This window comes from Stenotrophomonas sp. STEN023, from assembly GCF_056760135.1.
In genome coordinates this window covers 33,697-43,309 of the sequence record NZ_JBRREF010000037.1, presented here as the reverse complement: position 1 = coordinate 43,309, position 9,613 = coordinate 33,697, and the positions used below count along the sequence as shown (strand labels likewise).

Sequence of the window (9,613 nt, the reverse complement as noted above, 5' to 3'; positions counted from 1 at the left end):
GCAGAGGCTCTATCGGTAATGCCCCAGCCGAGCATGGCTCGGCACTACAGGTGAAGCAAAAAAAAAGCCGCGACGTTGCCGTCGCGGCCGGGGAATATGCCGGAGGCTGATCCTGCCTCCATCCGTCGTCCTTGCTATGGCCTTTCATTCTCCGCATGCGCTGTGACAACACAGTGACATTCACCCGGGCGCAGCAATCCACTTGCTAGGCTGCGCGCCTTCAATGGAGAAGCGCATGCACCAAGCCCCCTGTTACCTGATCCTCAATGGCAAGTCCGCTGGCGACGATGCCGTGCGTGCAGCGGTGACCCAGCTGCGCGGGCAGGGGCAGGACCTCAAGGTGCGGGTGACCTGGGAAGCAGGCGACGCCGAACGCTATGTACGCGAAGCCATCGCCGCGCAGGCGCAGCTGCTGATCGCTGGCGGCGGCGACGGCACCTTGAGCGAAGTGGCCGAGGCGCTGGCGCACACCGGGCAGGATGCGTCGCGATTGCCGGCATTGGCCTTGCTGCCATTGGGCACCGCCAACGACTTCGCCACCGCTGCCGGCATTCCGGTCGAACCGTTGCAGGCATTGCAGCTGCCTGCACAGACGCAGGCGCGCCCCATCGATCTGCTGCGTGTGGAAGGTGACGGCAAGGTGCACTGGTGCGCCAATCTGGCCAGCGGTGGCTTTGGTACCGAAGTGACGGTGGAAACCCACGAAGGCCTGAAGAAGATGCTCGGCGGTCTGGCCTACGTCATCACCGGCATCGGCAAGCTGGGCCGGATCGAGCCGATCCAGGCACGTATCCGTGGCGAGGAATTCGAGTGGCAGGGCGGCTTCATCGCACTTGGTGTCGGCAATGGTCGACAGGCCGGTGGCGGCCAGCAACTGTGCCCCGAGGCGCTGCTCGATGACGGACTGTTAGACCTGACCATCGTCCCGGAGCTGTCCGGCGAGCTGATGTCCACCCTCGGCACCTTGTTCAGCGAAGGCAAGCATGCCGCGCTGGAACAAGTGGCTGAACGGACGCGTCTGCGCGAGCTGTGGATCGAGTCCGAGCAGCCGCTGACCCTGAACCTGGACGGTGAACCGCTGCAGGCGCGACGCTTCCATATCCAGTGTGTGGCCGGGCGGGTACGCATGCACCTGCCGGCGGAAACACCGCTGCTGGGCGGCTGAATCGTTGCCACTGCAAGCATCTGATCATGTTGCGGATGCACACCGGGCGCCGTTCTTGCGGTAAAGTTGCCCGGTGCCCATTTTGACGACCAAGCGTTCCCTTTCTTCCGCTCGCCGCTGGTGGCGATGGTGGCCCGTTGCCGTCGTCCGTACCGCCATCGTCGATTCCCGGAAGGAAAGCCGTCTTGATCACGCAAGAGCAGTTCCAGCAGCTGGCCGCTGAAGGCCACAGCGCACACCCGCATAATTTCGTACCCGTCGTCCGCGAAGTGCTGTCCGACCTGGACACGCCGCTTTCGGTTTACCTGAAGCTCGCCGACGGCCCGTACACCTACCTGTTTGAATCGGTCGAAGGCGGCGAACGCTTCGGGCGTTATTCCATCATCGGCATGCCTGCGCGCCGCATCTACAGCTTCCGTGGGCACACGTTGGAAGTCAGCGAGCTGGGCGAAGTGGTCGAGCGCCGCGAAGTAGCCGATCCGCTGGCCGAGGTGGAAGTACTGCGCAAGCAGTACTCGGTACCGCAGCTCGAAGGCCTGCCGGGCTTCACCGGCGGCCTGGTCGGCTGGTTCGGCTTCGAGTGCATCCAGTACATCGAGCCGCACCTGGGCGCGGGCGAAAAGCCGGATGAACTTGGTACGCCCGACATCCTGTTGATGCTGTCCGAAGAGCTGGCGGTGTTCGATAACCTCAAGGGCCGCCTGTACCTGATCGTGCACGCCGACCCGGCGCAGCCGCAGGCCTGGGCACGCGCGAACCGTCGCCTCGATGAGCTGGCGCACCGTCTGCGTCAGGGCGGTGCCGGTTACCCGCAGTCGCAGGTGTCCGACGCCATCGACGAGCAGGATTTCCAGTCCTCGTTCACCCGCGAGGAATACCACGCGGTGGTGCGCAAGGCGCAGGAATACGTGCGTGCCGGCGATATTTTCCAAGTAGTCCCGAGCCAGCGCCTGCGCGTGCCGTTCCGTGCGCGGCCGATCGATGTCTACCGCGCGCTGCGTGCGTTGAACCCGTCGCCGTACATGTATTTCATCGATGTCGGCGGCACCCAGGTGGTCGGCTCCTCGCCGGAGATCCTGGCGCGCCTGCGCGATGGCATCGTCACCGTGCGTCCCATCGCCGGCACCCGTCCGCGCGGCGCCACGCCGGAACTGGACAAGGCACTGGAAGTCGAGCTGCTGGCCGATCCCAAGGAGCGTGCCGAGCATGTGATGCTGATCGACCTCGGCCGCAACGACGTCGGCCGTGTCGCCGAACCGGGCACGGTCAAGGTGGGTGAGCAGTTCGTGATCGAACGCTACAGCCACGTCATGCATATCGTCAGCGAAGTCACCGGCACCTTGAAGGCCGGCCTGAGCTACAGCGATGTGATGCGCGCAACCTTCCCGGCTGGCACCGTCAGCGGTGCACCGAAGATCCGCGCGCTGGAAATCATCCGCGAGCTGGAACCGGTCAAGCGCAATGTCTATTCCGGCGCGGTCGGCTACATCGGCTGGAACGGCGATGCCGATACCGCCATCGCCATCCGCACCGCGGTGATCCAGGACGGTTACCTGTACGTGCAGGCCGGCGGCGGCGTGGTCTATGACTCCGACCCCGATGCCGAATGGCAGGAAACCATGAACAAGGGCCGCGCGCTGTTCCGTGCGGTTGCGCAGGCGGCGAAGGGCTTGTAAGCCGCGTTTCGCACGTTGGTTTCATCGAATGCAGATGTTTCTCTCACCATGACAAGGAGTGCCGCATGAAGTTGCCCCACATGTTGCTGTGGTCATCGCTGCTGTTTGCCGCTGTTCCGCAGGCGTGGGCGCAGGCCAACTCCATTCCGTCGCAGCCGCATCTGTTGGTGAAGGGTGATGCCAGCCGCAAGGTGATGCCGGATCGCTTCGTGGTGAAGATCGCGCTGGAGTCGGTGGATATGCAGACCGATATCGCGCGGCGCAAGGTTCAGGCCAATGCGGAGCGGACCATGGCCTTGTTCGCCAAGCACGGCGCCATTGCCGAGACGGTGCGCATGGACAACCTGAGCATCGAGCCATCCACGCGTTACAAGGACGATGAAGAAGTGTTTGTGGGCACCGCCGTCAGTCGTGATCTGGAAGGTTCCTTCGAAAAGCCAGAGCAGTTGCAGGCGTTTCTTGCTGAGTTGAATGCCAGCAGCGAAGTGCAGGTGAGCACCGCAAAGCCCATGTATTCGGGTGAAGCGCGGCTGCGTGCCGAACTCAAGGCCGAAGCGGCTGCGCAGACGCGCGCGTCAGCCAAGGGGCTCGCCGATGCCTATGGCGCGAAGATCATCGGCCTTTACACGATTTCAGATGTTGCCCCCAGCTTTGCCTACGGTGTACAGGCTGGCAGCTGGTCGAATGCAAACAGAGCGGACACTTTCCTCAGAGAGGGCGATTCGCTCGACCGGGTACAGGTTAGCGGTAGTCGCAATGTGGGCTATGCCGCACCATCGCCCGGTGAGCAGCTGATAGCTGGTCCGATCACCTACACCGAAAACGTCTACGCCATATTCCTGATTAGCGATGGAAACTGAATCATGCTGTTGATGATCGACAACTACGACAGCTTCACCTTCAACCTCGTGCAATACCTGCAGATGCTGGGTGCCGAAGTGAAGGTGGTGCGCAATGACGCGATGAGCGTCGCCGAGATCGCCGCGCTCAAGCCTTCGCACATCGTGGTATCGCCCGGCCCGAAGACGCCGAACGAAGCCGGTGTGTCGCTGGAGGTGATCCGCCAGCTCGGTCCGAGCATTCCGCTGTTCGGTGTGTGTCTGGGCCATCAGGCCATCGGCCAGATCTATGGCGGTGACGTGATCCGCGCCAGCAACATCATGCATGGCAAGGTCTCGCCGATCCGGCATGAAGGCAAGGGCGTGTTCGCCGGCCTGCCGGACCGCTACGAGGCCACCCGCTACCACTCGCTGGTGGTGGACAAGAACACCTTGCCGGCGGCGCTGGAAATCACCGCCTGGACCGAGAATCCGGACGGCTCGATGGAAGAGATCATGGGCCTGCGTCACCGCGAGTACCCGGTCGAGGGCGTGCAGTTCCACCCCGAATCCATTCTCACCCAGCACGGCCACGCGCTGATGAAGAACTTCCTGGATCGCACATGTTGATCGAGCCCAGTCAGCTGCTGCTGTTCATGCTGGCCGGCTGGTTGCTCAACCTCACGCCGGGCCCGGATGTGCTGTACATCATCAGCCGCTCGCTGCGCGGTGGCCGTCGCGCCGGGTTTGCCGCCATCGCTGGCATCAGCGCCGGTTGTCTGGTGCATGTGCTGCTGGCGTCGCTGGGATTGGGCGTGCTGCTGGCGACCTCGGCAACGCTGTTCACCGTGATCAAGTGGATCGGCGCGGCCTATCTGCTGTGGGTGGGCGTGCGCCTGCTGCGCAACATCGGTGAGTCGACCTTGCAGGCCGATATCGCCGCCAGCAGCGGCAGTGCCGGTTCGTGGTGGCAGGTATTCGCCGGCGGCTTCCTGACCAATGTGTTGAACCCGAAGGTGGTGCTGTTCTTCCTGGCGTTCCTGCCGCAGTTCATCGCGCCCTCGGTGCAGAACAAGCCGTTGGCGTTCGCGCTGCTGGGCCTGATCTTCATGGTCAATGCGCTGCCGATCAATGCGGCTTACGTGTTGGCGGCCGATCGTGTGCGCAGCAGCCGGTGGGCTGCGCGTGGCATGCAGTGGCTGGACAAGCTGGCCGGCGTGCTGTTCATCGGCTTCGGCCTGCGTCTGGCACTTGCCGCGAGGCCGACGCCGTGAGCCTGGAAGATTTCCGCTTGTTCGTGGTGATGCTCGGTGGCCGCCATGCGCGCGCCAATACCGAAGTGCATGACGTGGTGTTCGGGGTTGGCCCGACTATCGAGCAGACCTACCCGCAGCTGCGCCAGCAATGGTTCGGAGAGGCTGCAGGCCTGCATCTGGATTCATGGATGACGGTCGATGGCGTCGACGACTGGCAGGTGCGCATCTGCGATGACGCGCCTGCGGCCGACGCGCCGACCTTGTTCTTCGTCAACCTCGGCGGCTACGTCGAAGGCGAATTCGGCGAAGCGCATCGCTATCTGCTGGTGGTCGCTGCCGATGCGGTCGAGGCCAAGCGCAAGGCGCTGGCGCAGGCCGAGGCGCAGTGGATCAAGCCGCACCGCGATGCCCTGCTGGAAGTGGACAGCTGCCTGCCGGTCGGCCCGATCGGTGGCCTGCACGTGCAGTTGCTACGTGGCGCGCACGCCGGCATCCACAGCCAAAGCGACTACATCGTTATTTCCTGATTCTGGAGTTGTCATGACCATCACCGCGCAGGAAGCCCTGCAACGCACCATCGAACACCGCGAGATCTTCTTCGACGAGATGGTCGATCTGATGCGGCAGATCATGCGTGGCGAGATCTCGCCTACCATGACTTCGGCCATCCTCACTGGCCTGCGCGTTAAAAAGGAAACCGTCGGCGAGATTGCTGGCGCGGCCACGGTGATGCGCGAGTTCGCGCGCCCGGTGCAGGTCGCCGACAGGACCCATCTGGTCGACATCGTCGGCACCGGTGGCGATGGCTCGCATACCTTCAACATCTCCACCTGCTCGATGTTCGTGGTGGCTGCTGCTGGCGCCAAGGTCGCAAAGCATGGCAATCGCAGCGTGTCGTCGAAGTCCGGCAGCGCCGACGCGGTGGAAGCGCTGGGCGCGGTGATCGAACTGCAGCCCGAGCAGGTCGCACAAGCCATCGAGCAGACCGGCATCGGCTTCATGTTCGCGCCCATGCACCACCCGGCAATGAAGGTGGTCGCGCCGGTACGCCGAGAAATGGGTGTGCGCACCATCTTCAACATCCTCGGCCCGCTGACCAATCCGGTTGGCGCCACCAATATCCTGATGGGCGTGTTCCATCCTGATCTGGTCGGCATCCAGGCGCGCGTGCTGCGCGAGCTCGGCGCCGAGCGTGCGCTGGTGGTGTGGGGTCGCGACAACATGGACGAGATCTCGCTGGGCGCTGGCACGTTGGTTGGCGAGCTGCGCGACGGCAAGGTGCGCGAGTATGAGATTCATCCGGAAGACTTCGGTATCGCCATGTCGGCCAGCCGCAACCTCAAGGTGGAGAACCCGGAAGAGTCCATCGCCATGCTGCGCGCGGTGCTGGATAACCAGCCGGGCCCGGCCAACGACATCGTCGCGCTCAATGCCGGTGCCGCGCTGTATGTGGCCGGTGTCGCCGACAGCATCGCCGACGGCCTGGCCCGCGCCCGCGCGGTGATTGCCGACGGCAGCGCCCGCGAGCGGATGCTGCAGTACGTCGCCACCAGCCGCGCATTGGCCGGCAATCCCTGATAATCCCCCAATCAACCGCGTCAGCAGCGCCGTCTTCCAGGAAGCAGATCCATGAGCGACATCCTCAACACCATCCTCGCCCGCAAAGTGCAGGAGGTAGCCGAGCGCAGCGCCCGCGTGCCGCTGGTCGAGTTGAAGGCGCGCCTGGCCGATGCCTCGCCGGTACGCGGCTTTGCCAATGCGCTGAACGCGGCGATCGCCAACGGCGACCCGGCGGTGATTGCCGAGGTCAAGAAGGCCAGCCCGTCCAAGGGCGTGATCCGCCCGGATTTCCACCCGGCCGACATTGCGGTGAGCTATGAGTTCGGCGGCGCCAGCTGCCTGTCGGTGCTGACCGACGTGGACTTCTTCCAGGGCGCGGACGCCTACCTGCAGCAGGCCCGCGAAGCCTGCACGCTGCCGGTGCTGCGCAAGGATTTCGTCATTGACCCGTACCAGGTGGTCGAGGCGCGTGTGCTGGGCGCCGACTGCATCCTGCTGATCGTGTCGGCGCTGGACGACCGCCAGCTGGCCGAGCTGTCCGACCTGGCGATGCAGCTGGGCATGGACGTGCTGGTCGAAGTGCACGACATCGACGAGCTGGAGCGCGCCATCCAGGTCCCGGTGCCGCTGGTCGGCATCAACAACCGCAACCTGCGCACCTTCGAAGTCTCGCTGGAGAACACGCTGTCGATGAAGGACGCAGTGCCGCGCGACCGCCTGTTGGTCACCGAGAGCGGCATCATGGGCCCGGCCGATGTGGCGTTGATGCGCGGCGCCGGGGTCAATGCCTTCCTCGTTGGCGAGACCTTCATGCGCGTCGAAGAGCCAGGCGAGGGCCTGCGTCAGCTATTCTTCCCGGCATGACTGATCCCTACCCGAACCCGCGTGATGACGCGCAACTGGTCGTCTTCGACTTCGATCACACCCTGTACGACGGCGATTCCGGCAGCCACCTGTTCGCCTGGCTGATCAAGCGCAATCCCCTGCGGCTGCTGGTGGCCATTCTCGCCACGCCGCTGCTGGGGCCGTTGGTGGCGATGCTGCCGACCCGGCGCTTCGGAATTTCCGGCTATGTCTGGATTGCCACCTTCGGCCTGCACCAGGCACGTGAGTTCAACAAGGTGATCGACCAGTACGTGCTCAAGCACGAGGACGAAATCCGCCAGCACCTGCTGCCGCATGCCTTGCAGGTATTCGCCGCGCACCGTCGTGCCGGCGACCGGGTGATCGTGGCCACCGGCGCACCGCCGGAGCTGGCCCGCGCCATCCTCGCCTTCGTGGCCGAGCAGGGCGTGCCGGTGATCGGCAGCGAAGTGGGGCCGCGCATGGGCGCGATGGGCGCCACCCGCCACTGCCACAACGAAGAAAAGATGCGCATGCTGCGCGAGCGCGGTTATGGCGACATCGCCATCGCCTATTCCGACAGCACCGCCGACCTGCCGCTGCTCAAGGCCGCCAAGGCGCCGGTAGTGGTGAACCCCAAGCACTCGCGGGTGGAATATTTCGGCAAGGTGTTGCCGGCCGGCACCCCGATCCTCAACTGGGGCTGTCCGGGCCGCGGCGGCAAGCCGCTGCCCAGGTAATTTAAAGCGGAGGGCAACGATCCAGCCGTTGCCGACATCCCTTCTCCCGCTTGCGGCAGAAGTTACCCGTAAGGGCGGATGAGGGGGCTTTTGACGCACCAGCAAGGCCTGCCGAAGCCGACATCCCTTCTCCCGTTTACGGGAGAAGGTGCCCGAAGGGCGGATGAGGGGAGCTTTTAAGGCTTTAAGGCAAAAGCTGCCCTCACCCCAACCCCTCTCCCGTGAACGGGAGAGGGGCTATCAAGAGCAATATCGCCTCAAGCGCCTCAAGCTCCGCGCAGCTTCACCACCGCCATTCCAATCTGGAACAGGCTGATCGACAGCACCAGTACGCCGACAGCGATCAATACCCAGCGCTCCTTGACCCGCTTCACCAGCAGCGCGGCCACCGGCGCGGCCATCATTCCGCCGACCAGCAGGCCGGCGACGATGGACAGGTGCTGCAGGCCCATCGACAGCAGGAAGGTTGCCGAGATCGACAAGGTGACCACGAACTCGGCTGCGTTGACCGATCCGATGGTGGTGCGGGCCTGGCCGCCACGGGCCAGCAGGGTGGACGTAGCCACCGGCCCCCAGCCGCCACCGCCGGTGGCGTCCAGCAGGCCGGCGAAGAAGCCCAGTACCGGCACCCGCTTCACTTCCTGCTTGGCCATGAACTTGCCGGCTGCGCGGGCCAGGATGAAGATCGCCAAGACCAGCAGGTAGAGGTAGATGAACGGGCGCACGACATCACCCGGCAGCTGGGTCAACACGTAGGCGCCGATGGCCCCGCCAATGGCGCCGGGTATGGCCAGGCGAAAGAACAGGCGCTTGTCCACATTGCCTGCGACCAGGTGCGAGACCCCGGAAGCACCGGTGGTGAACACCTCGGCGGTATGGATACTGGCGCTGACTGCCGCAGGCGGCAGCCCCATGCTCAGCAGCACCGAGGAGGAAATCAGCCCGAACGCCATGCCCAGCGCGCCATCCACCAGCTGCGCGCCCAGGCCGATCAGGATGAACCAGTAAAATTCGTTGCCAAATTCCATCCGCCAAGCCTGCGGGCCGGGGCAGGGCAGGTCAAGGAAAGCTACATCGGAAAGTAATGGTTTGGGTTGAATCCTGACCGATATCAGCGCCAAACGGTCGCTAATTCGCAGCTATGTCAGCGAAGTAACCATTCACTACGGCGCTCGGAATGGCGCCCTGACGTGGCATCGAGCACGACATAGCCTGGAAATTCGCAATGGCGAATGAGATTTCCGGCGCCGACAGACATCACACTTCAACGCCGTAGCGCGAACAGGTGCGGCGCACCCGGGAAGTCGGTGGATATCACATCGATTGGCGGGCGTCTGATGGCATAGCCACCAACGCGCAAAGACTCCCGGGCGCGCGCCGCTTACCCGGGCTACCGGATCGCAGGTAGGGAGCTTTCCCGAGGTAAATCAAGCCAGACAGCCCCCTTTGGTAAAGGGGGCGCGCCGGCAGGCGCGGGGAATTGGGAGCTGATGAGCTGGGGCCCATGGTTTGCTCCGCAAACCATGGGGTTGATACGTGAATACGTATCAGCGCG

General features: G+C 64.1%; 10 protein-coding genes. 9 read left to right on the top strand and 1 reads right to left on the bottom strand.

The annotated features are described in order from the left end of the window. The first annotated feature begins 235 nt into the window (after window positions 1–235). From yegS to ACVOLV_RS12080, 9 genes are all read left to right on the top strand, one after another. Window positions 236–1,165, top strand: a complete 930-nt coding sequence (gene yegS / locus ACVOLV_RS12120) for a lipid kinase YegS (RefSeq protein WP_481554610.1) — start codon at window positions 236–238, stop codon at window positions 1,163–1,165. A gap of 185 nt (window positions 1,166–1,350) precedes the next feature. Beyond that, window positions 1,351–2,841, top strand: a complete 1,491-nt coding sequence (trpE, locus tag ACVOLV_RS12115) for an anthranilate synthase component I (RefSeq protein ID WP_296249784.1) — start codon at window positions 1,351–1,353, stop codon at window positions 2,839–2,841. Window positions 2,842–2,906: 65 nt separating this feature from the next. Further along, on the top strand, window positions 2,907–3,701 hold the full coding sequence (locus ACVOLV_RS12110) for an SIMPL domain-containing protein (protein WP_481554609.1): 795 nt from the start codon (window positions 2,907–2,909) through the stop codon (window positions 3,699–3,701). Between the two features lie 3 nt (window positions 3,702–3,704). Beyond that, window positions 3,705–4,289 carry an anthranilate synthase component II gene (locus ACVOLV_RS12105; RefSeq protein ID WP_293705836.1) on the top strand — a complete coding sequence of 195 codons (585 nt, stop codon included), beginning with the start codon at window positions 3,705–3,707 and terminating at the stop codon, window positions 4,287–4,289. Continuing rightward, window positions 4,283–4,933 carry a LysE family translocator gene (locus ACVOLV_RS12100; RefSeq protein ID WP_481554608.1) on the top strand — a complete coding sequence of 217 codons (651 nt, stop codon included), beginning with the start codon at window positions 4,283–4,285 and terminating at the stop codon, window positions 4,931–4,933. Before ACVOLV_RS12105 ends, ACVOLV_RS12100 begins: the two co-directional genes overlap by 7 nt. After that, a complete protein-coding gene (locus ACVOLV_RS12095; protein WP_481545638.1) occupies window positions 4,930–5,442 on the top strand; it encodes a DUF1543 domain-containing protein in 513 nt (170 codons plus the stop codon). The genes ACVOLV_RS12100 and ACVOLV_RS12095 overlap by 4 nt, the downstream gene beginning before the upstream one ends. Before the next feature lie 13 nt (window positions 5,443–5,455). Next, window positions 5,456–6,493: an anthranilate phosphoribosyltransferase gene (trpD, locus tag ACVOLV_RS12090; RefSeq protein WP_481554607.1), complete on the top strand. Its 1,038-nt coding sequence runs from the start codon at window positions 5,456–5,458 to the stop codon at window positions 6,491–6,493. A 51-nt stretch (window positions 6,494–6,544) separates the two neighbouring features. Beyond that, entirely contained in the window at window positions 6,545–7,339 is a 795-nt protein-coding gene (gene trpC / locus ACVOLV_RS12085) for an indole-3-glycerol phosphate synthase TrpC (RefSeq protein WP_481545636.1), read from the top strand. After that, window positions 7,336–8,058 carry a haloacid dehalogenase-like hydrolase gene (locus ACVOLV_RS12080; RefSeq protein ID WP_481554606.1) on the top strand — a complete coding sequence of 241 codons (723 nt, stop codon included), beginning with the start codon at window positions 7,336–7,338 and terminating at the stop codon, window positions 8,056–8,058. Before trpC ends, ACVOLV_RS12080 begins: the two co-directional genes overlap by 4 nt. Before the next feature lie 266 nt (window positions 8,059–8,324). Here ACVOLV_RS12080 and ACVOLV_RS12075 read toward each other — a convergent pair whose 3' ends face one another. Further along, window positions 8,325–9,086 (bottom strand): sulfite exporter TauE/SafE family protein, encoded by a 762-nt coding sequence (locus ACVOLV_RS12075; protein WP_296249797.1) that lies wholly within the window; start codon window positions 9,084–9,086, stop codon window positions 8,325–8,327. Between the last annotated feature and the right edge of the window lie 527 nt (window positions 9,087–9,613).